Annotated in this window: 22 protein-coding genes and 1 pseudogene; 7 read left to right on the top strand and 16 right to left on the bottom strand. The window is 60.3% G+C overall.

The genetic code is table 11. The features are described from left to right. Nucleotides 1–51: 51 nt before the first annotated feature. The 3 genes from yjiA to AACY30_RS23090 form a co-directional block, all read right to left on the bottom strand. Nucleotides 52–1011 (bottom strand): GTPase, encoded by a 960-nt coding sequence (gene yjiA, locus AACY30_RS23100; protein WP_339541170.1) that lies wholly within the window; start codon nt 1009–1011, stop codon nt 52–54. A gap of 149 nt (nt 1012–1160) precedes the next feature. Next, complete coding sequence (locus AACY30_RS23095) at nt 1161–1358, bottom strand: YbdD/YjiX family protein (RefSeq protein ID WP_003176208.1); 198 nt, start codon at nt 1356–1358, stop codon at nt 1161–1163. Nucleotides 1359–1373: 15 nt separating this feature from the next. Then, nucleotides 1374–3440 carry a carbon starvation CstA family protein gene (locus tag AACY30_RS23090; RefSeq protein ID WP_339456786.1) on the bottom strand — a complete coding sequence of 689 codons (2067 nt, stop codon included), beginning with the start codon at nt 3438–3440 and terminating at the stop codon, nt 1374–1376. Nucleotides 3441–3614: 174 nt separating this feature from the next. Here AACY30_RS23090 and AACY30_RS23085 point away from each other — a divergent pair, with 174 nt between their 5' ends. Next, a complete protein-coding gene (locus AACY30_RS23085) occupies nt 3615–3983 on the top strand; it encodes a PilZ domain-containing protein (protein ID WP_339471434.1) in 369 nt (122 codons plus the stop codon). A 50-nt stretch (nt 3984–4033) separates the two neighbouring features. Here the strand turns inward: AACY30_RS23085 and radA are convergent, their stop codons facing one another. The 3 genes from radA to katB are packed head-to-tail and all read right to left on the bottom strand — an operon-like array spanning nt 4034 to nt 7576. After that, nucleotides 4034–5401 (bottom strand): DNA repair protein RadA, encoded by a 1368-nt coding sequence (gene radA, locus AACY30_RS23080; protein WP_099584746.1) that lies wholly within the window; start codon nt 5399–5401, stop codon nt 4034–4036. A 35-nt stretch (nt 5402–5436) separates the two neighbouring features. After that, nucleotides 5437–5976, bottom strand: coding sequence for an ankyrin repeat domain-containing protein (locus AACY30_RS23075; RefSeq protein WP_339471433.1), 540 nt, complete (start codon nt 5974–5976; stop codon nt 5437–5439). 58 nt (nt 5977–6034) lie between these two features. After that, nucleotides 6035–7576: a catalase KatB gene (gene katB / locus AACY30_RS23070; protein WP_339471431.1), complete on the bottom strand. Its 1542-nt coding sequence runs from the start codon at nt 7574–7576 to the stop codon at nt 6035–6037. Between the two features lie 286 nt (nt 7577–7862). Here katB and mscL point away from each other — a divergent pair, with 286 nt between their 5' ends. Continuing rightward, on the top strand, nt 7863–8282 hold the full coding sequence (mscL, locus tag AACY30_RS23065) for a large-conductance mechanosensitive channel protein MscL (RefSeq protein WP_339416826.1): 420 nt from the start codon (nt 7863–7865) through the stop codon (nt 8280–8282). A gap of 44 nt (nt 8283–8326) precedes the next feature. On the opposite strand, the gene AACY30_RS23060 is transcribed toward mscL, so the two are convergent. Further along, complete coding sequence (locus AACY30_RS23060) at nt 8327–9103, bottom strand: ferredoxin--NADP reductase (protein ID WP_339436773.1); 777 nt, start codon at nt 9101–9103, stop codon at nt 8327–8329. Between the two features lie 383 nt (nt 9104–9486). Between AACY30_RS23060 and AACY30_RS23055 the strand changes: the two genes are divergently transcribed. Continuing rightward, nucleotides 9487–10197, top strand: coding sequence for a helix-turn-helix transcriptional regulator (locus AACY30_RS23055; RefSeq protein WP_339471430.1), 711 nt, complete (start codon nt 9487–9489; stop codon nt 10195–10197). 162 nt (nt 10198–10359) lie between these two features. After that, nucleotides 10360–11484: a class I SAM-dependent methyltransferase gene (locus AACY30_RS23050; protein ID WP_339471428.1), complete on the top strand. Its 1125-nt coding sequence runs from the start codon at nt 10360–10362 to the stop codon at nt 11482–11484. A gap of 68 nt (nt 11485–11552) precedes the next feature. On the opposite strand, the gene AACY30_RS23045 is transcribed toward AACY30_RS23050, so the two are convergent. The 3 genes from AACY30_RS23045 to AACY30_RS23035 are packed head-to-tail and all read right to left on the bottom strand — an operon-like array spanning nt 11553 to nt 14181. Next, a complete protein-coding gene (locus AACY30_RS23045) occupies nt 11553–11720 on the bottom strand; it encodes a DUF2474 domain-containing protein (RefSeq protein WP_339471427.1) in 168 nt (55 codons plus the stop codon). A 12-nt stretch (nt 11721–11732) separates the two neighbouring features. Then, nucleotides 11733–12740 carry a cytochrome d ubiquinol oxidase subunit II gene (gene cydB / locus AACY30_RS23040; protein WP_339416833.1) on the bottom strand — a complete coding sequence of 336 codons (1008 nt, stop codon included), beginning with the start codon at nt 12738–12740 and terminating at the stop codon, nt 11733–11735. Nucleotide 12741: 1 nt separating this feature from the next. Beyond that, nucleotides 12742–14181, bottom strand: coding sequence for a cytochrome ubiquinol oxidase subunit I (locus AACY30_RS23035; protein ID WP_339436771.1), 1440 nt, complete (start codon nt 14179–14181; stop codon nt 12742–12744). 320 nt (nt 14182–14501) lie between these two features. On the opposite strand from AACY30_RS23035, the gene AACY30_RS23030 reads away from it, so the two are divergent. Beyond that, the gene (locus tag AACY30_RS23030) at nt 14502–15740 is read left to right on the top strand and encodes an MFS transporter (RefSeq protein WP_339471426.1); all 1239 of its coding nucleotides are present in this window, start codon (nt 14502–14504) and stop codon (nt 15738–15740) included. Nucleotides 15741–15875: 135 nt separating this feature from the next. Here AACY30_RS23030 and AACY30_RS23025 read toward each other — a convergent pair whose 3' ends face one another. The 4 genes from AACY30_RS23025 to AACY30_RS23010 form a co-directional block, all read right to left on the bottom strand. After that, complete coding sequence (locus AACY30_RS23025) at nt 15876–18059, bottom strand: xanthine dehydrogenase family protein molybdopterin-binding subunit (RefSeq protein WP_339541169.1); 2184 nt, start codon at nt 18057–18059, stop codon at nt 15876–15878. Next, complete coding sequence (locus AACY30_RS23020; RefSeq protein ID WP_339541168.1) at nt 18056–19045, bottom strand: FAD binding domain-containing protein; 990 nt, start codon at nt 19043–19045, stop codon at nt 18056–18058. The genes AACY30_RS23025 and AACY30_RS23020 overlap by 4 nt, the downstream gene beginning before the upstream one ends. After that, nucleotides 19042–19548 (bottom strand): (2Fe-2S)-binding protein, encoded by a 507-nt coding sequence (locus AACY30_RS23015; protein ID WP_339471421.1) that lies wholly within the window; start codon nt 19546–19548, stop codon nt 19042–19044. The genes AACY30_RS23020 and AACY30_RS23015 overlap by 4 nt, the downstream gene beginning before the upstream one ends. Nucleotides 19549–19644: 96 nt before the next feature. Beyond that, the gene (locus tag AACY30_RS23010) at nt 19645–20091 is read right to left on the bottom strand and encodes a DUF4879 domain-containing protein (RefSeq protein WP_339541167.1); all 447 of its coding nucleotides are present in this window, start codon (nt 20089–20091) and stop codon (nt 19645–19647) included. Nucleotides 20092–20264: 173 nt separating this feature from the next. On the opposite strand from AACY30_RS23010, the gene AACY30_RS23005 reads away from it, so the two are divergent. After that, nucleotides 20265–21560 (top strand): NCS2 family permease, encoded by a 1296-nt coding sequence (locus tag AACY30_RS23005; RefSeq protein ID WP_339416840.1) that lies wholly within the window; start codon nt 20265–20267, stop codon nt 21558–21560. Then, nucleotides 21557–22636, top strand: a complete 1080-nt coding sequence (gene trmA, locus AACY30_RS23000) for a tRNA (uridine(54)-C5)-methyltransferase TrmA (protein ID WP_339541166.1) — start codon at nt 21557–21559, stop codon at nt 22634–22636. Before AACY30_RS23005 ends, trmA begins: the two co-directional genes overlap by 4 nt. On the opposite strand, the gene AACY30_RS22995 is transcribed toward trmA, so the two are convergent. Both AACY30_RS22995 and AACY30_RS22990 read right to left on the bottom strand, forming a co-directional pair. After that, nucleotides 22619–23089 (bottom strand): DUF2442 domain-containing protein, encoded by a 471-nt coding sequence (locus tag AACY30_RS22995; RefSeq protein WP_339471418.1) that lies wholly within the window; start codon nt 23087–23089, stop codon nt 22619–22621. The genes trmA and AACY30_RS22995 overlap by 18 nt on opposite strands. Beyond that, a pseudogene (locus AACY30_RS22990) lies at nt 23086–23513 on the bottom strand (DUF4160 domain-containing protein). The gene AACY30_RS22995 and the pseudogene AACY30_RS22990 overlap by 4 nt, the downstream one beginning before the upstream one ends. Nucleotides 23514–23574 lie beyond the last annotated feature (61 nt).

Genomic DNA, 23574 nt, shown 5'->3' with positions numbered 1-23574 from the left:
TGCCAATTTAACGGTGAAATACAGCTTCCACAGTTTGAGTGCATTTTCAGATCAGGCTTGGTAAACCCGCTGGAAGCCTTCACGAATCTTGTCTTCCGGCAATTCATCGGCAATAAACACAATCACACTCTCCCGCGCCTCACCCTCGCCCCACTCGGTATCCCAATCGAAACCGTAGAGTTTCAGCACGCCTTGGAACACCATGCGTCGATCTTCCCCGGCAATGTTCAGCACGCCCTTGTAGCGCAGCAGTTGCTTGCCGTGGTCTTCCAACAGTTCGTTCATGAACTCACTGAGACGGTCGATATCCAGCGGCTGGTCAGTGCGCAGCACCAGGCTGGAAATGCGGTCGATGGACGGCGCGGCGCTCACCGGGCGCAGGCTCATGCCAGCATTGAGGTTGAAGCCACGCACATCGAGCAGTTCCGCCAAGTCGATGTTGCCATGATCCACCACGCGGATCGGCGCACGGCGGTTGATGCGGGTGAGGCGTTCGCTGAGCGCGTCGAAGGTGGCGTCATCCACCAGGTCGCGCTTGCTGACCAGCAGGCGGTCGGCAAAACCGATCTGGGCCTGGGCGATGGTCTGGGTCAGGTGGTGCTCGGCGTGGGCGGCATCCACCAGGGTGATGATGCCGTCGAGGATGTAGCGCTCGCGCAGTTCCTCGTCGATGAAAAACGTCTGGGCCACCGGCGCCGGATCGGCCAGGCCGGTCGTCTCGATCACCAGGCGATCAAACGCGATCTCGCCGCTGTCCAGACGTTCGAGCAGCAAGTAGAGGGCTTTGGTCAGGTCGGTGTGGATGGTGCAGCACACGCAGCCGTTGGACAGGGTCATGACTTGCACCGGTTCTGCGCCCAAGAGCTGGGTGTCGATACCGGCGTCGCTGAATTCGTTTTCAATCACCGCGATTTTCAGGCCGTGCTCGGCTTTGAGCAGGTGGCGCAGCAGGGTGGTCTTGCCGGCGCCGAGGAAGCCGCTGAGTATGGTGACGGGGATGGGAGAGGACAAAGAAATTCTCCTGAAGGAACACAAAAACAAATGTGGGAGCGGGCTTGCTCGCGAAGGCGGTGTATCAGTCAGCACATACATAAGCTGACAGACCGCCTTCGCGAGCAAGCCCGCTCCCACAGTGGATCACCGCAAGCCCGAGTGCCGGGTCAGCAGCACTTAGGCCCACCCTTGCCACCGTAACGGGCTTCCTGGCGTTCCCGAAAGAACGCCTTGTAGTCCATCATCGGTTTGTCCGGGTGCTTGGTTTGCATATGCTCGACGTACGTGTCGTAGTCGGGCATGCCGACCATCAAGCGCGCGGCCTGACCGAGGTATTTACCGAGGCGACTGATGTCATTGAACATGGCTGCAATCCTCTATTACGCGTCCGGTACAGCCTGGAACGGGGCTTCTTTATCCGTACGCTCTTTGTTGCCCCAAGCGGCGACGCCGACTTTGAGCGCATAGAACAGGATGCTGAACACCACGAACAGGAACAGCGCCGTCAGCGTTGCGTTGGTGTAGGCGTTGTAGATCACGTGCTGCATCTGGTCGATGCTCTTGGCCGGGGCCAGGATCTGGCCGTTGGCCAGGGCATCGCTGTACTTCTTGGCCAGCGACAGGAAGCCAATCGCAGGATTCGCGTCGAACAGCTTGATGAAGCCCGCCGTGGTGGTGCAGATCAGCAGCCAGACGGCTGGCAGCATGGTCACCCAGATGTAGCGTTGGCGTTTCATTTTGATCAGCACAACGGTTGCCAGCATCAGCGCGATACCCGCGAGCATCTGGTTGGAGATACCGAACAGCGGCCACAAGGTGTTGATGCCGCCCAAGGGATCGATCACACCTTGGTACAGCAGGTAACCCCACATGGCCACGCAACCAGCGGTCGCGATGAGGTTGGCCGTCCAGGAATCGGTGCGTTTGAGCGCCGGCACGAAGGACCCCAGCAGGTCTTGCAGCATGAAGCGACCGGCACGGGTACCGGCGTCCACCGCCGTCAGGATGAACAGCGCTTCGAACAGGATCGCAAAGTGGTACCAGAACGCCATGGTGTTTTCACCCGGCAGCACGCTGTGCAGGATCTGCGCGATACCCACCGCTAGCGTCGGAGCACCACCTGCACGCGCCAGGATGGTGGTTTCACCGATGTCATGGGCGACGGCAGACAGCGCCTCAGGCGTAATCGCAAAGCCCCAGCTGCTGACGGTCTGCGCCACGGTGACCACGTCCGTGCCGACAATCGCGGCCGGGCTGTTCATGGCGAAGTACACGCCAGGTTCGATCACCGACGCGGCAACCATGGCCATGATGGCCACGAACGACTCCATCAGCATGCCGCCGTAACCGATGTAGCGGGCATGGCTTTCACTGGCCAACAGTTTGGGCGTAGTGCCCGACGAGATCAGTGCGTGGAAACCCGATACCGCGCCACAGGCAATGGTAATGAACAGGAACGGGAACAGACCGCCCTTCCAGACCGGACCGGTGCCATCGATGAACTGGGTCAACGCCGGCATTTTCAGGTCGGGCATGGTCACCAGGATGCCGATCGCCAGGGCGATGATGGTGCCGATTTTGAGGAAGGTCGACAGATAATCGCGTGGCGCGAGGATCAGCCACACCGGCAGTACCGCCGCGACGAAACCGTAGCCGATCAGCATCCAGGTGATCTGGATACCGGTGAAAGAGAAGGCCTTGGCCCACTCCGGATCAGCAGCAATCTGCCCGCCCAGCCAGATCGAGCCCAGCAGCAACAGCACGCCGATGATCGAGATTTCACCGATGCGGCCCGGGCGGATGTAGCGCATGTAGATGCCCATGAACATCGCGATCGGGATGGTCGCCATCACCGTGAAGATGCCCCATGGGCTCTCGGCCAGGGCCTTGACCACGATGAGCGCCAGCACCGCCAGGATGATGATCATGATCAGGAAGCAGCCGAACAGCGCGATGGTCCCAGGGATGCGGCCCATTTCTTCGCGGACCATGTCCCCCAGGGAGCGGCCGTTGCGACGAGTGGACAGGAACAGGACCATGAAGTCCTGCACGGCACCGGCCAGCACCACGCCGGCAATCAGCCAGAGCGTGCCAGGCAGGTAGCCCATTTGCGCCGCCAGCACCGGGCCGACCAACGGGCCTGCACCGGCAATCGCCGCAAAGTGGTGACCGAAAAGGATGTGTTTGTTGGTCGGCACATAGTCCAGACCATCATTATTGACCACTGCGGGGGTGGCCCGCCGTGGGTCGAGTTGCATCACGTTATTAGCGATGAACAGGCTGTAGTAACGGTACGCAACCAGATAGATGGCCACCGCAGCGACCACAATCCACAAGGCGTTGATCGCCTCGCCGCGGCGCAAGGCCACTACGCCCAGGGCGCACGCTCCTACAATTGCCAGCACCAGCCAGGGTAGATGGCGTAGCAGGCTATTATTATTTTTCATTTTTATATTCCAGCCAGGGTGGACAGAAAGGACAGCCATCCGGAGTTTAGCGCTACTGGCCTTAAAGGCCACCCCCCTACGTTGGTCTAGAGCCTTGCCAGCGCAAAAAAAGCAGAAAAAATGGCCTGATGATGGCGCAGAGCTACACTCTTTCTATCTACAGAGGGTTTGACCATGACCGAGCAAGCGTCTGACCGCCGCCGTTTTCGCCGGATCGCCTTTGATGCCAAGACCGAACTTCGGCAAAACGGCCGCGAGTGGCCGGTGCAGTTGGTGGATTTGTCGCTGAAGGGCTTGTTGGTAAAGCGCCCCGAGGATTGGAAGGGCAATAAGGCGCTGGCGTTTGACGTCGATATTCGCTTGGACCCAAAGGCCCATATCAAGATGCAGGTTCGGCTGACTCATGAGGATCGTGACCAACTGGGCTTTGTGTGCCAGCACATCGGCCTGGACTCGATCAGCCATTTGCGGCGGCTGGTCGAATTGAACCTGGGTGACGAGGAAGAGTTGGAGCGCGAGCTGGGTGCTTTGCTGGAGATTTAACAGCCAATACAACCTAAGCCCGCTCCCACATTGGTTTGCGGTGTTGCTGATTACTCGAACAACGCATCCAACGCCTGCTCCAACCGCGTCACGCCAATAATCGTGATCCCAGGCGGCGATTCCTTCGGTGCGTTGCCCTTGGGCACGATGGCGCGCTTGAAGCCGTGCTTGGCCGCTTCCTTCAAACGCTCCTGCCCGCTGGGCACCGGGCGTACTTCGCCCGACAGGCCGACTTCACCGAACACCAGCAAGTCATGCGGCAACGGCCGATTACGCAGGCTGGACATCACCGCCGCCATCAACGCCAGGTCAGACGCGGTCTCCAGCACCTTGACCCCACCCACGACGTTCAGGAATACATCCTGGTCATGGGTAGGAATGCCGCCGTGTCGGTGCAACACCGCGAGCAGCATCGCCAGGCGGTTTTGATCCAGACCCAAGGTCACACGCCGAGGGTTGGCCAGATGGCTGTCATCCACCAGCGCCTGCACTTCCACCAGCATCGGGCGAGTGCCTTCCCACGTTGCCATTACCACACTGCCCGGGACTTCTTCCTGAGCGCGAGTCAGAAAAATCGCCGACGGGTTGGAGACTTCTTTCAGCCCCCGGTCGGTCATGGCAAACACGCCCAACTCGTTTACCGCACCGAAACGGTTCTTCACCGCCCGCAGCAAACGCAGGCGGCCGTCGGATTCGCCTTCGAAATACAGCACAGTGTCGACCATATGCTCCAACACCCGTGGCCCGGCCAGCGCGCCTTCTTTGGTCACATGCCCCACCAGGAAGATCGCCGTGCCGCTCTGCTTGGCATAACGCACCAGCAGCGCCGCGCTCTCGCGCACCTGGGACACACCGCCCGGCGCTGATTGCAATTGCTCGGTAAAAATGGTCTGGATCGAGTCGATCACCATGACCTTGGGCTTTTCGATACGCGCCGTGGCAATGATGCTTTCGATGCAGGTTTCGGTCATCACCCGCAGTTGGTCCTGGGGTAAACCCAAGCGACGGGCGCGCATGGCGACTTGCTGCTGGGATTCTTCACCAGTGACGTACAGCGCCGGCATGCGACTGGCGATGCTGCACAGGGTTTGCAGCAGGATCGTCGATTTACCGATGCCCGGATCACCGCCGATCAGCACCACCGAACCGTCCACAAGACCGCCGCCCAACACCCGGTCCAACTCGCCGGAAGCGGTGGAAAAACGCGGGATTTCTTCAACGCTGACTTCGGCCAACGTCTTGATCTGCGCCTGTTGCCCGGTCCAGCCGGCACGGCCGGTGGGGGCCGCCGCGCCGCCGCTTTCGATCATGGTTTCAGTCAGGGTGTTCCACGCACCGCATTCGCCGCACTGGCCGGCCCACTTGGGAAAGGTCGCGCCGCACTCCGTGCAGCCGTACATGCGCTTGGCCTTTGCCATTTGAGAACCTCCAACCGAAAAACCGCGATGATAGCTCAGCGCGGCGCCGGGGTCCGGATTTCACCGCTGGCCAATCGTGAAGCACTGTTGCCGATCGGGTCTTCGGCGTTGAGGTCGGCGCCTTTGGCTTTCAACTCATCCAACAGCTCGACGCGTTTGAACAACCCGGCGTACATGGCCGCCGTCTGCCCGGCGCCATTGCGCTGGTCAGGGTTACAGTCGGTGGACAGCAGGCGTTGGGCAATTTTCAGTTCGCCCTTGAAGATCGCGCCCATCAGCGCAGTGTTGCCGCGTTTGTCCTGCACGCAGGCGTCGGCACCGGCGTTGAGCAAGCGCTCCACGAACGGGCCCTGGCCGTGGTAAGCGGCGAGGATCAACGCGGTGTAGCCCTTGTCATCCTGGGTGTTGAGGCTGTAGCCGGAATCGATAAAGGTATTGAGCATGTCGAGGTCGCCACGACGGGCGGCGTCGAAGTAGTAATCCTGCAATTGGGCCTTGAGCGCGACCGGGTCGGGCGACTCGGCGTGGGCGACAAAGGCCAGCATGGCCATCAGCAGACCGATAGAAATTCGCATGGGTGTTCTCCTGCCAAGGATCGACGCCCACCTCTGGGCGCCGACCATAACCAACGGATCAGTCAGTCAGTTTTTCCGCCAGCGCCTTCACGCGCGCCAGGTCCCCCTTGGCAACCTTGGCTACGCCAGTGCCGTACTCCGGATCGGCTTTGTAAAGGAACGACAGGATGATGTGCTTGCTTTCATCATCGGTGGTTGCCAGCGAGCCGCCGAAGTTCTCGATCAGGTCCTGACGCTCTTTTTTATTGAAGGAGCGGTACAGATCACCGGCTTGCTTGAAGTTCTGCTCACGCTGGATCTTCGCCTGCTGGGTGCTGCCCGACAGGGCCGATTGGCTATAGCGCGCGGCTTGCGGCTCTTCCCGAAGCTCCAGGCGGCTTGGCTGGTAGTTCACGCCGCTGGTGGTTTTGCCGGAGTTCAGTGCGCCGTCCTGATTGCCATTGTTGACGGTTGCGCGTGGTGCGTTGATCGGCAGTTGCAGGGCATTGGCGCCCAGGCGGTACATTTGGGTGTCGGCGTAGGAAAACACTCGGCCTTGCAGCAGGCGGTCTTCCGACGGTTCGATGCCCGGCACCAGGTTGGCCGGGGCCATGGCCACTTGCTCGGTTTCCTGGAAGACGTTGGCCGGGTTGCGGTTCAGCACCATCTGCCCGACTTTGCGCTCGGGCACATTCGGCCAGATCTTGGTGGCGTCCAGTGGGTCGAAGTCGAACTTGGCCAGGTCTTCAGGCTTGAGCACCTGCACGTACAGGTCCCACTTGGGGAAGTCGCCCTTGTTGATATGCGTGACCAGATCGTTGGTCATGTGGCTGTAGTCACGGCCCTGTACTTCGGTGACTTGCTTGGGATCCAGATTCTTGATGCCTTGCAGGCTTTTCCAGTGGAATTTGACGTAGTGCACATCGCCTTTGGCATTGATCAGCTTGTAGGCGTGCACACCGTTGCCATCCATTTCCCGATAGCTGGCCGGGGTGCCGGAGTCGGCGTACAGCTCGGTCAGCGTGCGCGTGGACTCGGGCACATGGGAGAAGAAGTCGAAGCGACGAGAGTCGTCATCGAGGTTGGTGCGCGGGTCGGGTTTGAACGCGTGGACCATGTCCGGGAACTTGATCGCATCGCGGATAAAGAACGTCGGGAAGTTGTTGCCCACCAGGTCCCAGTTGCCGTCGGCGGTGTAGAACTTGGTGGCGAAACCGCGCGGGTCGCGCAGGGTTTCCGGGGAGTGGTTGCCGTGTACCACGGCGGAGAAGCGCACGAACACCGGTGTGGTTTCGCCAGCGGCGAATACCTTGGCCTTGGTCAAGTCGCTGAGGTTGTCGGTGACCGTGAAGGTGCCGTGGGCGCCCGTGCCACGGGCGTGTACCACGCGCTCCGGGATGCGTTCGCGGTCGAAGCGTTGCAGCTTCTGGATCAGTTGCACGTCCTGCAGCAGTACCGGGCCATTGGCGCCGGCGGTTTGCGAGTTCTGGTTGTCGCCCACCGCTGCACCGTTATCGCGGGTCAAGTTGGCGGCTTGCACAGAGAGGGACAGCAGGCTGGCGGTCACCAGTACCAGCGCAGTTCGCGCTGTAACAGGCCCGCGGCTCATTGGGGTGTTCATCAAGATTTCCTCTGGTTTTTTTAGTGCACATTCAGTTGTGCTTGCCAAAGGCTAGTGACCCGAGAGTCAGAAGATAAATAGAAAAGACGCACCAACCCGATTGATAAAATAACCTGGTAAGTACCTGATTTAGCGAGTATTTCGCGCGCGATTGATGGCACTTTGAAAACTATTTTCGATTTAATGTGTCGATAACAACTAACAGTGTTAACGGTTGTGTCAGGCAAGCCCGCTACGACTGAATTACACTGAGCCCCACCCTTCTCATCTGTAACAAGGAATAACCATGGGCGTGATCAGTGAGTTCAAGGCCTTCGCGGTCAAAGGTAATGTGGTCGACATGGCCGTCGGTATTATCATCGGCGCGGCCTTCGGCAAAATTGTTTCCTCCTTTGTAGGCGACGTAATAATGCCGCCCATTGGTCTGCTGATCGGTGGCGTGGACTTCGCTGACCTGGCGATAACGCTCAAGGCAGCGCAAGGCGATGTGCCTGCGGTGGTGCTGGCCTACGGTAAGTTCATCCAGAGCGTCATCGACTTTGTCATCGTCGCGTTTGCGATCTTCATGGGTGTGAAGGCGATCAATCGCCTGAAGCGTGAAGAGGCCGTGGCGCCAAGCCTGCCACCGACGCCGACCAAGGAAGAACTGTTGCTGGGTGAGATCCGTGATCTGCTCAAGGCACAGAACGACAAGCCGCTTCAGTAAACACCGGCTTGAAAAAAAGGCGCCTGCTTGAGGCGCCTTTTTTATTACCAGTAATTTTCTACCGCCACCTGACCAGGACGACGGCTCAGGCTCAGATTCATATCGCGCTGCTTGAGCAACTGCCGCGTGTCATCAACCATCTGCGGGTTGCCGCAGATCAGCACGCGGGAATGCTCCGGGGCCAGCTCAACGCCGGCCGCGCGTTCCAGTTCGCCATTTTCGATCAGCGTCGTGATGCGCCCATTCAGCGCGCCCGGGTGTTGTTCACGGGTGACGATAGGAATGTAGGTGAGCTTGTGCGCGTATTCGGCCAGGTACTCGCGCTCGCCCAGTTCGTTGATCAGCGCCTGATAGGCCAGCTCCTTGGCTTCGCGGGCGCTGTACACCAGGATGATGCGCTCGAATTTCTCCCAGACCTCGAAGTCCTGCAGGATCGACAAAAACGGCGCCACCCCGGTGCCAGTGCCCAGCATCCACAAATCGCGACCATCGACGAAACGGTTCAACGTCAGGAATCCGGTGGCCTGGCGTTCCACCATCAAGGTATCGCCCACCCGCAGGCGACTCAGCTCACTGGTGAACTCACCGCCCGGGACGACGATCGAGAAAAAATCCAAGTGCTCATCAAACGGCGAGGACACTAAGGAATAGGCGCGCCAGACGGTGCTGCCATCCGCCTTGGTCACCCCCAGGCGCACAAACTGGCCCGCAGTGAAGCGGAAACCGGGATCGCGGGTGGTGCGCAGGGTAAACAGGCTGGGGGTCAGCGATTGCACATCGAGCAAGGTCTGGCGGGTGAATTTCTCAGCGCTGGCCGTCATGGGGGCCTCCGTTCAACAGGTGCCCTAGTGTCTCTCAAAGTGGCGCGTGGAAACACCTGTGGTTGGTAGTGGTATCGCGCAACACATGCAGTAATGGCTATCCAATTGCACCGCCAATCAATTGGCTATTAGCCTCTCACCCCCCCTTATAAACACGTTGTTAGTTGGTCGTTACAGGGCCTTCAAACGCCTAATAAACCGCGACTTTCAGACTGCCCGCGGCCAACGCCAGCAGGTCACTTTGCAGAAAAACTCTTAAAAACCTGCGCGCAAGAACGAAATTTTCCTCTCGATATGTAGCCGTTGTCCTACACTCATTTCCGTGCAGCGTTGGGGGTCCAGGACGTACCTCAAGGCACGGAGAATTCCATGGAGCGTTACCAATGATTAACTGGCGCAACATACGGCATCCCAAACTGGACGACGAAGATGAGGCCACCAGCGTCTTTGAAATGGTGGCCATCAGAACCTTAGAGCTCGGCTTCCAACACTGTTCCTTCAAAATGAGCGCTAACCTGCCTAAAAACCAAGTCAAGCCGATTGAATTCACCAACTACCCAAATGAATGGAAAACAGTGTATGACCAGGCGAGCTTCTTTGGCGTAGACCCGGTGGTTAAGCACTGTAGGGAGAGCCCGCTGCCCATTGTCTGGAAGGAAGAAACCTTTAAAGACGTACCCAGCCTTTGGTCATTGGCGCAGACTTCAGGCGTGCACATGGCGCTGACCATAACCGTCCATGATTTCCGGGGCATGTTCAGCATGTTGACCCTGAGCCGCGGTAAAGGCGCAATCACGCCGGAAGAACTTTACGAAAAAGCGGGGCTGATGCTGTGGTTGTGTCACGCGATGCATGCAGTACTGGCGCATAAGTATGCCGACATACCCAGTACCAAACCCGCCAGCCTATTGACCCCGCGTGAAACGGAAGTGCTCATGTGGTCTGGCAAGGGCAAGACCGCAGCGGACATCGCCGCCATCCTTTGTTTATCCGAACGCACGGTGGGCTTTCATGTCTGCAGTTGCCTGAAAAAACTGGGGGTCAACAACAAGATCGCCGCCGTGCTCCGCGCCGCACAAGACGGGATTATTTGACCCGCCAGCAAACACCGCATGTAATCCCCCTGAAAAAAAAGTAACATTTGCGGCCAATTCTGAGTGTTGAGCAGCCACCCCCCGGGTGCCGCCAGTCGTTCACTCAGACGCCTCGGCTGGCCACTGCCGAACACTTATCGTTTACCCAGAGCCTCCCCCTCCATGCCCCTGCTCGAAAGCCCCTTCGCCCAGCTCGATCTGATCCGCCAGCCAGAGCAACATAATGATCCGCTGCAAGCCTTCGATGCAGCTGACGAGTACCTGCTCAATCATCTGGCCGAACAGCAGCCGACTACTGAGACCCGCATGTTGGTGCTCAATGACAGCTTCGGCGCTCTGGCCGTCAGCCTCCAGGGCCAAGTACAGGTAACCTCCAGCGGCGACTCATTCCTGGCAGCCCAGGGCCTGGAGAAAAACCTGGTGCGCAACAGCAAGGCGTTTGACGCTGTGCCGTTCATCCCGGCCAGCCAAATCCCGGCAGGGCCTTTTGACCGCGTACTGATCCGCGTGCCGAAAACCCTGGCCCTGCTCGAAGAGCAATTGATCCGCCTGCAAGGCCAGCTTGCGCCAGGCGCCGAAGTGATTGCCGGGGCGATGATCAAGCACTTGCCACGGGCGGCGGGCGAGTTGCTGGAACGCTACATCGGGCCGATGCACGCATCGCTGGCGGTCAAGAAAGCGCGATTGCTGATCGCCACTGTTGAAGATCGTCCCGCGGCTGTCTCGCCGTATCCGACCCGCTACACCCTCGACGCGCCAGCCATCGAGTTGCTGAACCACGCCAACGTGTTCTGCCGCGAAAGCCTGGACATCGGCACCCGTGCGTTCCTGCCGCACCTACCAAAAAGCCTGGGCAGCGCGCGGGTGGCGGACCTGGGGTGTGGCAACGGTGTACTGGCGATTGCCAGCGCCCTGCAAAACCCCGAGGCGCAATACACCCTGGTGGACGAGTCCTATATGGCCATGCAGTCGGCGGCCCAAAACTGGCAAGCAGCGCTCGGTGAGCGCGATGTCATCGTACGCGCCGCCGATGGCTTGGCCGGCCAGGCACCCGATTCGCTGGACGTGGTGCTGTGCAACCCGCCTTTCCACCAGCAGCAGGTGGTCGGTGACTTCCTCGCCTGGCGTATGTTCCAGCAGGCGCGGGAAGCGCTGGTAGTCGGCGGCGCTCTCTATATAGTCGGCAACCGCCACTTGGGTTATCACACCAAGCTGGCGCGCTTGTTCCGGGGTGTCGAGCAAATCGCCACCACGCCGAAATTCGTGATCCTCAAAGCGCGCAAATAAAAAAAGCCCCGCCACTGCGAGGAGAGGCGGGGCCAAAAAACCGTGCCGCAAGGCGACGGGATGGGATGTCAGTGGGTGGTCAAGCCAGCCGCGTTCATGAACATGCGCATCAGGCTGGCCACGACGAACAGGGCCAGCACGCTGCCAGTCCAGATCATCGCCAGCCACCCCAGGCGCCGCCACAACGGTTGTTTCTCGCCCTGTTCAATCTCGTGCAACGTAGGTTTGCCGGACATGAGACGACCCTCCTAGTGATAACCGTCTTCGTGGGTGACCTTGCCGCGGAATACGTAGTAGCTCCAGAAGGTGTAGCCCAGGATGAACGGGATGATGAATAACGTGCCCACCAGCATGAAGCCTTGGCTTTGCGGCGGCGCGGCAGCGTCCCAAATCGACACCGATGGCGGAATGATGTTCGGCCACAGGCTGATACCCAGGCCGCTGTAGCCCAGGAAGATCAGCACCAGCGTCAGCAGGAACGGCGTGTAGTGCGCGTTGCGTGCCACGGCGCGGAACAGGCCGTACATGGTCACCAGCACCAGGATCGGCACTGGCAGGAACCAGAACAGGTTGGGCAGGGTGAACCAGCGCGACGCAATTTCCGGGTGCGTCAGCGGCGTCCAGATACTCACGATGCCGATCACCGCCAGCACCACGAACGCCAGGGGCCGCGCCAGGTTGTGCATCTTCTCCTGCAACGGGCCTTCGGTCTTCATGATCAGCCAAGTGCAACCGAGCAACGCATAGGCCACGATCAACGCCACACCGCAGAACATCGTGAACGGTGTGGCCCAGTCCAGCGAACCGCCGGCGAACTGGCGATTCACTACCGGGATGCCATCGATAAACGCCCCCAGCGCCACGCCCTGGAAGAACGTTGCAGCCAACGAGCCGCCGATAAACGCCTTGTCCCACAGGTGACGCTTGTGGTCTTTGGCCTTGAAGCGGAACTCGAACGCGACACCGCGAAAGATCAGCCCGATCAACATCAGCATCAGCGGCAGGTACAGCGCCGACAACACCACCGAATAGGCCAGCGGGAACGCGCCGAACAGCGCCGCGCCGCCCAATACCAACCAGGTTTCGTTACCGTCCCAGACCGGCGCCACGGTGTTCATCATCACGTCACGGTCGGTCTTGCCCGGGATAAACGGAAACAGGATGCCGATACCCAGGTCGAAGCCGTCCATGACCACGTACATCATGATGCCGAAGATGATGATCACGGCCCAGATCAGCGGAAGATCAATACCCATCTCAATTCCCCTTATGCTGGATGTGGTCGTGGTCGTTGTCAGTGCCGTCATCGGCAGCAGACAAAGGACGCGCCGGCGTGCGCTTCTGGCCAGGACCACCGTGGGTCGGCTCGGTCACGTCATGGGCTACAGGGCCTTTGCGCACCAAACGCATCATGTAGCCAAGACCCGCACCAAACAGCGCGAAGTACACCACCACGAACAACACCAGGGTAATGGTCATCTGCGCCAGGCTATGCCCGGAAGAAGCATCCGCTGTGCGCATCAAGCCGTAGACTACCCACGGCTGGCGGCCGATCTCGGTGGTGAACCAACCCGCAAGGATCGCAATCAGGCCGGACGGGCCCATCCACAACGCCAGGTACAGGAACGGTTTGGACGTGTACATCTTGTCGCCCCGGCGCAGCCAGAGGCTGAACAGGCCGGTGAAGATCATCAGGAAGCCCAGGCCGACCATGACCCGGAACGACCAGAACACGATGGTCGAATTCGGACGATCTTCCGGTGGGAAGTCCTTGAGCGCAGGCACCTGTTTATCCAGGGAGTGGGTGAGGATCAGGCTGCCCAGGTAGGGAATTTCCACCGCGTATTTGGTTTTTTCGGCCTTCATGTCGGGCCAGCCAAACAGGATCAGCGGTGTCGGTTCGTTGCCTTTGTTTTCCCAGTGGCCTTCAATCGCGGCGATTTTCGCCGGCTGGTGCTTCAAGGTATTGAGGCCATGGAAGTCGCCGATCACCGCCTGGATAGGCGCAACAATCAGCGCCATCCACATCGCCATCGAGAGCATTTTGCGGATCGCCGGGTTGTCCTTGCCGCGCAACAAGTGCCAGGCCGCTGAGGAGCCGACGAAGAACGCTGTCGCCACGAAGGCCGCCGTGGCCATGTGCGCCAGGCGATAAGGGAACGACGGGTTGAAGACCACGGCGAACCAATCGGTTGGGATCACGCGGCCGTCAATGATTTCAAAGCCCTGGGGCGTCTGCATCCAACTGTTGGACGACAAGATCCAGAAGGTCGAAATCAACGTACCCACGGCCACCATCACGGTGGAGAAAAAGTGCAGGTTGCGCCCGACCTTGTTCCAACCGAACAGCATCACGCCGAGGAAACCGGCCTCAAGGAAGAAGGCCGTGAGCACTTCGTAGGTCAGAAGTGGCCCGGTGACGGCGCCAGCGAAGTCCGAGAAGCGGCTCCAGTTGGTGCCGAACTGGTAGGCCATGACCAAGCCGGACACCACGCCCATGCCGAAGTTGACGGCAAAAATCTTCGACCAGAAGTGGTAGAGATCACGGTAAGTGTCGTTGTGGGTCTTGAGCCACAAGCCTTCCAGCACCGCAAGGTAACTGGCCAGGCCGATGGTGATCGCCGGGAACAGGATATGGAATGAGATGGTGAACGCGAACTGGACTCGGGCGAGATCTAGCGCCTCCAAACCGAACATATGTTGTCCTCTTTCAGGTAATACCGAATGCCGGCCGGCGGCCTGCAATCACTGCCCCATCGATATGGAGTACGGCGAATTTCAATTCGTTTCTTTTTTTGTCCAATCACGCTGGGATGCTTGCCTGGTCTGCCGACTTGAACTGCCCCTGCGACGGCATTGATCTGAATCAAGCATTGCTGAAAGAGTAGTCCCATTTTTGAGGTTGGCCTGTGTGGTCTTTTGCCGCGTGACAGACTGCCTCAGCTCAGTTCTTGCAACTATCTGTTACAACTTAATGATAATCTCGGCGCTTCCCCCGGCCTTGACCCGAATTCCCGATGCCTAGCGAACCTGCGTTGCTGTTACGTCACCATCGCCCTTTCATCGCCTTCTGGCTGGCGCGCATCTTCACCGCCAGCGGCTTCCAGATGCTCACCGTGGCGATCGGCTGGAACCTCTACCAACTGACGGGCAACGTGCTGGACCTGGGTTTGGTCGGATTAGTGGAATTCGTGCCGCGCGTGCTGTTCATGCTGCACACCGGGCATGTGGCCGACCGCTATGAGCGGCGCAAAGTTGCCGCCATCTGCCAGACCGTGCAGGCCCTTATCGCCTTGTCCCTGGCCATTGGAGGCCTGACCGGCAACGTGACCCGCGAGATGATCTTTATCCTCGCCTTCCTGCTGGGTGCCGCGCGCTCGTTTGAAATGCCCACCACCCAGGCCATGCTCCCGAGCCTTGTGCCCGCCGCACTGTTCCCACGGGCCGTGGCCTCGTCGCAGTCGGCCCAGCAGTTGGCGACCATTGTAGCGCCGGCCCTTGGCGGTTTGCTTTACGCCTTTGGCAGCGTGTGGGTGTATGGCCCCACGGTGGTGCTGTACCTCATTGCCTGCGTGCTGACCCTGAATTTGCCCGCGCGCCAAACGCCGCTGAACAAAGCCAAGGCGACCATGGACTCTCTGCTCGCCGGTATCCGCTTCATCCGCAGCCGCCCGGATATTCTCGGTGCCATCTCCCTCGATTTGTTCGCCGTGCTGCTGGGTGGCGCCACCGCGTTGCTGCCGGTGTTCGCCAAGGACATCCTGCTGACCGGCGCCTGGGGCCTGGGCCTGCTGCGTTCGGCACCGGCAGTGGGCGCGCTATTGATGTCGTTGTGGTTGGCGCGGTTCGCGGTGGACCGGCATGTGGGCCGCGTGATGTTCACCGCCGTCGGCGTATTCGGCGTGGCGACCATCGCCTTCGGCCTGTCCACCTCGTTCTGGTTTTCCCTGGCGGTGCTGGTGGTGCTGGGTGCGGCAGACATGATCAGCATGGTGATCCGCGCCTCATTCGTGCAGTTGGAGACACCGGACGAAATGCGCGGGCGGGTCAGTGCAGTCAACGGTTTGTTTATCGGCGCGTCGAATCAGTTGGGCGAGTTTGAATCGGGCATCACCGCCCACTGGTTCGGCACCGTGCCTGCCGTGGTCATGGGCGGGATCGGCACGCTGGTGGTGACGGGGGTGTGGATCAAGCTGTTCCCGACCCTGGCGAGTCGGGATCGGATGCATGTGCCGGTGGAAGAACCCAAGGTTTAAGCCACACCGCAAAATACTGTGGGAGCCGGGCTTGCCCGCGATAGCCGTGTGTCAGTCACCTCATCAGGAGCTGACCCACCGCCATCGCAGGCAAGCCAGCTCCCACACTTGATCTTCAGTGGGTAGGAGATTGCGTCAGAGCACTTTGTCCAAGGTAATCGGAAACGCCCGCACCCGCTTCCCAGTGGCGTGATAAATCGCATTCGCCACCGCCGCCGCCACGCCCACAATACCAATCTCACCAACCCCCTTCGACCCAAGGGCGTTGACGATATCGTCGCGCTCTTCGACAAACACCACGTCAATCTCGCCGATATCGGCGTTTACCGGGATGTGGTACTCCGCCAGGCTATGGTTCATGTAACGCCCCAATTGATGGTCGATCTGGGTTTCTTCGTGCAGGGCCATGCCGATACCCCATACCACCCCGCCGAGGATCTGGCTGCGCGCCATCTTCGGGTTGACCACGCGCCCGGCGGCAATCGCGCTGACCACCCGGCTGACCTTGATCGTGCCCAGGTCTTCATCCACACGCACCTCGACAAATACCGCCGAATGGGTAGCGGTAGCAAACCCCTCGCGCTTCTTGTCGGGCTCGCTGTCGACCTGCACCGCCAACGCGTCTTCGCCACTGTCCTTGACCAGCTGTGCCAATGACACACTGACGTCACCGGTATGCAACTGGCCGTCTTCAAAGCGCACGGATTCGGCCTCCTTGAATACCGGGTACGTCTGCCGAGCAACGGCCAACAGCTTGGCATTCAACGCTTCGCAGGCCTGCTGCACAGCCGTGCCGACGGAGGACACGGTAAACGATCCGCCCTGCAGCGGCGCAGTGGGCAACGATGAATCCCCCAACACAAAGGCCACGTCCTCAACCGCCACGCCACTGGCCTGAGCCGCGATCTGGGTCATCACCGTGTAGGTGCCAGTGCCGATATCGGTGGTGGCGCTGCTGACGGTCAGTTTGCCCTCGGCATCAATACGCGCCTTGGCGCTGGCCTTCATCTGCATCGCCTCCCACACGCCGCCGGCCATGCCCCAGCCGATCAACTGGCGGCCGTCGCGCATGCTGCGCGGTTCCGGGTTGCGTTGGTGCCAGCCGAAACGCTCGGCGCCTTCGCGGTAACACTCGCGCAGGGCTTTGCTCGACCAGGGCTTGTCTTCGTTCTGATTGCGTTCGGCATAGTTGATCAGCCGCAGTTGCACCGGGTCCATCCCCAGTGCGCAGGCCAGTTCGTCCATGGCGCACTCCAGGCCGATCACCCCGAGGGCCGCCCCAGGTGCACGCATGTCTAGCGGCGTGAACACATCCAGTGGCACCAACTTATAAGTAAGCTGCACGTTATCGCAGTGGTAGAGCATGCCGCTCCACTCCACCACATGCTCACTGAAATCCTCGAAGCGCGACGTCTGGCCAATCGCGGTGTGCCCCAGTGCAAGCAGGCGGCCGTTGGCGGCGGCGCCCAGTTGCAAACGCTGCAAAGTGCGTGGGCGGTAGCCGAAGGTGAACATCTGCTGACGCGTCAGCGTGACGCGCACCGAGCGCTTGAGCGCCAAGGACGCCATCACCGCCAGCGGCAATTGATACTGCGGGCGCAGGCCGGAGCCAAAGGCGCCGCCGACAAATGCCGCGAAGACACGCACCTGGCTTTTATCCAGGCCGAAGACTTTTTGCACATAGGCCTGGCAGTTCTGCGGGCCTTGGGTCTTGTCGTGGATGTGCAGCGTGCCGTCCGGCTGAAACAGCACGGTGCTGGCGTGGGGCTCCATCGGGTTGTGGTGTTCGATGGGGGTGCTGTAGTGCAGATCCAGGCTGACGGCAGCGCCGGTCCATTCGGCCTGGAAGTTGCCGCGCGGCTTGGGCGGAGTCTGCGGCGAGGCGTAGGCGTGTTCCTGCAAGGCCAGCAAGTCGGTTTCAAAGGCTTCGGTTTCGTACTCGATCTCCACCAGGGAGCCGGCATGTCGCGCCAGCTCGAGGTTATCGGCGATCACCAGCGCCAGTGGCTGGCCGCTGTACAGTACGCGATCGTTGTACAGCGGGCGAAACGGCGAGCCGTCGGCCGCATCATCGTCCTGGAAAGCATCATCGTAGCTGGCGATTGTTGGCCGATTGAGGTGATGGATAACCTCCACCACACCCGGCAGCGCCAGCGCCTTGGTCGCGTCGATACGCAGCACCCGGCCCTTGGCCACGGTGCTCGACACTACGCTGCCATGCAGCAGGCCTTCTTCGGGAAACTCACCGGCATACCGCGCTTTGCCTGTGACCTTGAGCAGACCGTCAACGCGGTCCAAGGGTTTGCCGATAGCGCTCATGGACGTTCTCCTGCAACAGCGGCGTCGCTCAGGGCGCGAATAATCCCCCGGCGTGCCAGCTTGATCTTGAAGCCGTTGTGTTGCAGCGGCTCGGCGTCTTGCAACAGGGCATCGGCGGCGTTACTGAAGGTTTCGCGGCTAACAACCTGGCCGATCAGTGAGGCTTCCACCACGCGGTCACGCCAGGGTTTGTGGGCCACGCCGCCAAGGGCCAGGCGCGCGTCGATGATGGTGTCGCCGTCCAGCTCAAGCGCGGCAGCCACAGACACCAGGGCGAACGCATAAGAGGCACGGTCGCGGATTTTCAGGTAATTGCTATGGTTTGCCAGGTGATCGGCAGGCAGTTCGATGGCGGTGATCAGCTCATCGTCGGCCAATTGGTTGTCACGTTGCGGCGCATCACCCGGTAGGCGATGAAAGTCGGCGAACTCAATGACCCGCGAACCGCCACGCCCCTCTACATGCACCCTCGCCTCCAGCGCTGCCAAAGCGACGCACATGTCGGAGGGATGGGTGGCGACACACTGTTCACTGGCGCCGAGGATCGCGTGAATACGGTTCAAACCGGTGCGTGCCGGGCAGCCACTGCCGGGCTCACGCTTATTGCACGGCACGGTAGCGTCATAGAAGTAGTAGCAACGGGTGCGCTGCAACAGGTTGCCGCCGGTACTGGCCATGTTGCGCAGTTGCGGCGAGGCGCCGGCCAGGATGGCCTGGGACAGCAGCGGGTAACGTTGTTCGATCAGCGGGTGCCAGGCCAGGTCGGCGTTGCTCACCAACGCGCCGATCAACAGACCGCCACCGGCAGTCTCCTGAATGTCATTGAGCGGCAATCCTGTGATATCGATGAGATGCTCGGGGCGGCTGATGTTTTCTTTCATCAGGTCCAGCAGGTTGGTGCCACCGGCAATAAAGCGCGACGCGGCGCTGCTCAGATGAACCGCTTCTTGCACATCCGCAGGCTTGCTGTAGTGGAAGGGATTCATTGCTCACCTCCCACTACGTCTTCAATGGCATCGCGGATATTGCTGTAAGCCCCACAGCGGCACAGGTTACCGCTCATCAGCTCTTGGATTTGCGCCGTGTCGTGGGCCCGACCTTCATTGGCCAGGCCGACGGCCGAGCAGATCTGTCCAGGGGTGCAGTAACCGCATTGGAAGGCATCGTGTTTGATAAACGCCTGCTGCATCGGGTGCAGTTGGTCGCCGCTGGCCAGGCCTTCGATGGTGGTGAGTTCGGCACCGTCGCACATCACCGCCAGCGTCAGGCAGGCATTGATCCGCTTGCCATCGCGCAATACGGTGCAGGCGCCGCACTGGCCGTGGTCGCAGCCTTTTTTGCTGCCCACCAGGTCGAGCTGCTCACGCAAAAGGTCGAGTAGTGTGGTCCAGGGCAGCACATCCAACTGGCGATCCTGGCCGTTGAGCCTCAGGCATATGGAGTGGCTGGCGAACGGTTGGGTCGCCGCGCCATTGGGGGTCGCGCTCATAAACACCTCACGGGTTGGTCTACATCCGCGGCGTTCAGGAAAGTCGCCGTCTCAGGGGTACGACTTCCCAGGGTATTGAGCGTTCAAGGTGATTGATCAGCGGATATTGAGCTGTGTGGTCAAGGTATTTCGCGGGGGGTTGATCGAGGAGTTGCTGTACTGGAACCAGCCCTGGGCTTCGACGTTCAGGTCAAACACATAGATGTAGCCCATCAATGTGCCGGCTCCCGTGCAGGCTTCGCTGATGTTGCCCACCTGGCAAACCGCCGTGCGCTGGCCATTCAACTCAGCACCATTGAAGCGACCTATGGGGTTGTTGCCCAGGCCGACTTCCATCACAGAAACCCGGGTGGGCCCGCGGTGCTCACACATCTGGGTAGTGTTTACACGTTCCGCAATGGTCTCGCTGCACTTCGCCGACTCGACCTTGAACACACGCACTTCGCTCAAGGGCGGTGCAGTCGCGCCCCACGCCGGTGCTGCGCCGAGCAACAGGCTGATACAGGGGATCAGGACTAGACTCCACGGTTTGGCGTTTTTCATGCTGCGGGTGACCTTCGTTTAAACGTCGTCGCAGTATGCCTCAAGGCCTCGGCTGCTGGTATGATGCGCCGCTTTTTCCGATCCTCTCTGAAACCACAGGCGCTTGGCGCAGTTTGTGCTTTGACTTAGAGGTCAACAAATCACGACGCCACAGAGCGTCACAGGGAGCAGGCATGCTGGAAAAGCTGTTTCAACTCAAGGCACACAACACCAACGTGCGCACCGAGATCCTCGCGGGCATCACAACATTCCTGGCCATGGCCTACATCCTGTTCGTGAACCCGAGCATCCTCGGCGAGACCGGCATGGACAAGGGCGCGGTATTCGTCGCGACCTGCCTGGCGGCCGCCATCGGTTCGACCGTGATGGGCCTGATCGCCAACTACCCGATCGCACTCGCGCCGGGCATGGGCCTCAACGCCTTCTTTACCTACACCGTGGTCCTGCACATGGGCCATACCTGGCAGGTTGCGCTGGGTGCGGTGTTTATCTCGGCGGTGCTGTTCTTCCTGCTGTCGATCTTTCGTATCCGTGAGTGGATCATCAACAGCATTCCCCTGCCCCTGCGCTCGGCGATTGCTGCGGGTATCGGCCTGTTCCTGGCGCTGATTGCGCTGCACAACGCCGGGATTGTGGTTGCCAACCCGGCCACGCTGGTTGGCCTGGGTGACTTGAAGCAACCTGCTCCGATCCTCGCCACCCTGGGTTTCGTGCTCATCGTTGCGCTGGAAGCCCTGGCGGTACGCGGAGCCGTGCTGATTGGCATCCTGGCAGTGACCATCGTGTCGATCCTGCTGGGCGTCACCCCGTTCGGCGGCGTGACCTCAATGCCGCCGTCCCTGGCCCCGACGTTCCTGCAGCTGGATATTAAAGGCGCGCTCGATATCGGCCTGGTGAGCGTGATCTTCGCATTCCTGTTCGTCGACCTGTTCGATAACTCCGGCACCCTGATCGGCGTCGCCAAGCGCGCGGGCCTGATGGGCAAGGACGGCCACATGCCGAAAATGGGCCGTGCGCTGATCGCCGACAGCACCGCCGCCATGGCCGGTTCGCTGCTGGGTACGTCAACGACTACCAGCTACATCGAATCGGCTGCCGGCGTGAGCGCGGGTGGCCGCACCGGTTTGACCGCCGTCGTGGTAGCGATCCTGTTCCTGCTGGCGCTGTTTTTCTCGCCACTGGCCGCCAGCGTACCTGCCTTCGCAACTGCACCGGCACTGTTGTTCGTGGCCGTACTGATGACGTCGGGCCTGGCCGAAATCGACTGGGACGACATTACCGTTGCAGCGCCGGTGGTGATCACCGCCCTGGCGATGCCCTTCACTTACTCCATTGCCAACGGCATCGCCTTCGGTTTCATCGCCTGGACCGCCATTAAGCTGCTTTCGGGCCGCTACCGTGAGCTGAACCCGGCGCTGGTGATTCTGTCGATTCTGTTCGTGATCAAGCTGGGCTGGTTCAACGCATGACTTCTGACGCCGCACGCTACACCGCTCAACTGCAAGACAAGGTCACGCGCTTGCGTGACCTGCTGGCACCGTTCGATGCACCGGAGCCACAGGTCTTCGACTCGCCCCCACAGAACTTCCGCCTGCGCGCGGAGTTCCGCCTGTGGCGCGAAGGCGGTGAGCGCCACTACGCAATGTTTTCCCAGGACGACAAGCGCACGCCGATCCTGATCGACGCGTTCCCCATCGCAAGCGCCCGCATCAACCAGTTGATGCCGCAACTCAAGGCCGCCTGGCAAGCCAGCGCCGCCCTGAGCCACAAGCTGTTCCAGGTAGAGTTCCTCACCACCCTGGCCGGCGACGCGATGATTACTCTGTGCTATCACCGCCCGCTGGACGAGCACTGGCACACCGCCGCGAACCAGCTGGCTGCCGACTTGAACGTAAGCATCATCGGCCGCTCGAAGGGCAAGCGCGATGTGATCGGCCATGATTACGTGGTGGAAAAACTCGACGTTGGCGAGCGCACCTTCAGCTACCGCCAACCCGAAGGCGCCTTCACCCAGCCCAACGGCACGGTGAACCAGAAGATGCTCAACTGGGCATACGAAGCCTTGGGTGACCGCCCGGATGATTTGCTCGAGCTGTACTGCGGCAACGGTAACTTCACCCTGCCCTTGGCAACCCGCGTGCGCAAAGTGCTGGCCACCGAGATCAGCAAGACCTCAGTGAATGCGGCGCTGAGCAACCTCGATGAAAACGCCGTGGATAACGTCACCCTGGTGCGACTCTCCGCCGAAGAACTCACCGAAGCGCTCAACGAAGTGCGCCCGTTCCGCCGCCTGCACGGCATCGACCTAAAGCGCTATGAGTTCGGCAGCGTGTTCGTCGACCCGCCGCGCGCCGGCATGGACCCGGACACCTGCGAACTGACCCGACGCTTCGACAACATCCTCTACATCTCCTGCAACCCGGAGACGTTGGCGGCGAACATCGCGCAACTGCATGACACGCACCGCATCACCCAATGCGCGCTGTTTGACCAGTTTCCGTGGACGCACCATATGGAATCCGGGGTGTTACTGACTCGGCGGTAGTTCACCGTCCTCAGGTTCCTTCTTGCGTGGCCGCCCGCCCTTCTTGCCATTGGCTCGGGCGGCGGCGGATTTGGCGGGGCTGCTTTTGCGACCGTTGCGCGAGGCAACCAAACTGGTGGCTAGGTCCATCAGCGGTTTGCTGGTGGCGATCAGGCCCGTGACCGAAACATCCAAGTCCTGGGCATCACAGCACAGCGCCTTTCCGCCAAAGCCGACTTCAAGTTGCTCAAAGTCCTCCAAGGAAAACCCCGCGAACTCGGGCAGGCCAGCCACCGGCAGTACAACGCGACTACCGTCGCTGAAGCCGATGGAAATGCAGTTGTCTTCATAACGCACAGAGCTGGCGCGGGCATAAAGGTGCCGTGTCTTACGCCCTCGGGCTATCGCCTTTTCGACATCGGCCTCAGTGAGCGGTTTATAGGGTACAACTTTGGCTTTTACGATTTGCTTCATAGTTCAATCCCCACAAAACCCGGTGCCCTGACCAGATTCAAAATTGTTTTCTGCCCAACGACATCGTGCCGGGCACGCGCGATCACATAAACACCCGGCTGAATGATCAGCCCAGGCAACACCTCGCGGGCCTCCCAATCCCAGGAGTGATTCTCCAGGCAGACCGTTTGCAGGTATTCCCACCAGATCCTGCGTGCCCGCGCCAGGTAATGCCGCTGCATGATCGCCCCGCGTATTTCTTTCAAAACCGCCATGGGTGGCTGCCGCCGCTCAGGCTCGACATCCCACAACTCAACATCCCATCCAGAAAACTGAAACGAAAACGCGCATCCCATCCGTTCCCCCTCACATGCACATGGAGCGGGCAATGCTCATCCCTGATAAACACCGAAATCACATATCCCTTGTAAGCGCCTACTTTCATCGTAACCCATCCGTTAGGTTATTTTCCGCCAGGTAACAATTTTCCCGTGCCACCCGACAAC

The organism is Pseudomonas sp. RA_5y_Pfl1_P24, from assembly GCF_963970945.1.
Taxonomy (GTDB): domain Bacteria; phylum Pseudomonadota; class Gammaproteobacteria; order Pseudomonadales; family Pseudomonadaceae; genus Aquipseudomonas; species Aquipseudomonas tritici.
Note: the sequence above shows the minus strand (reverse complement) of the source record. Positions and strands in the feature narration are given on the sequence as shown.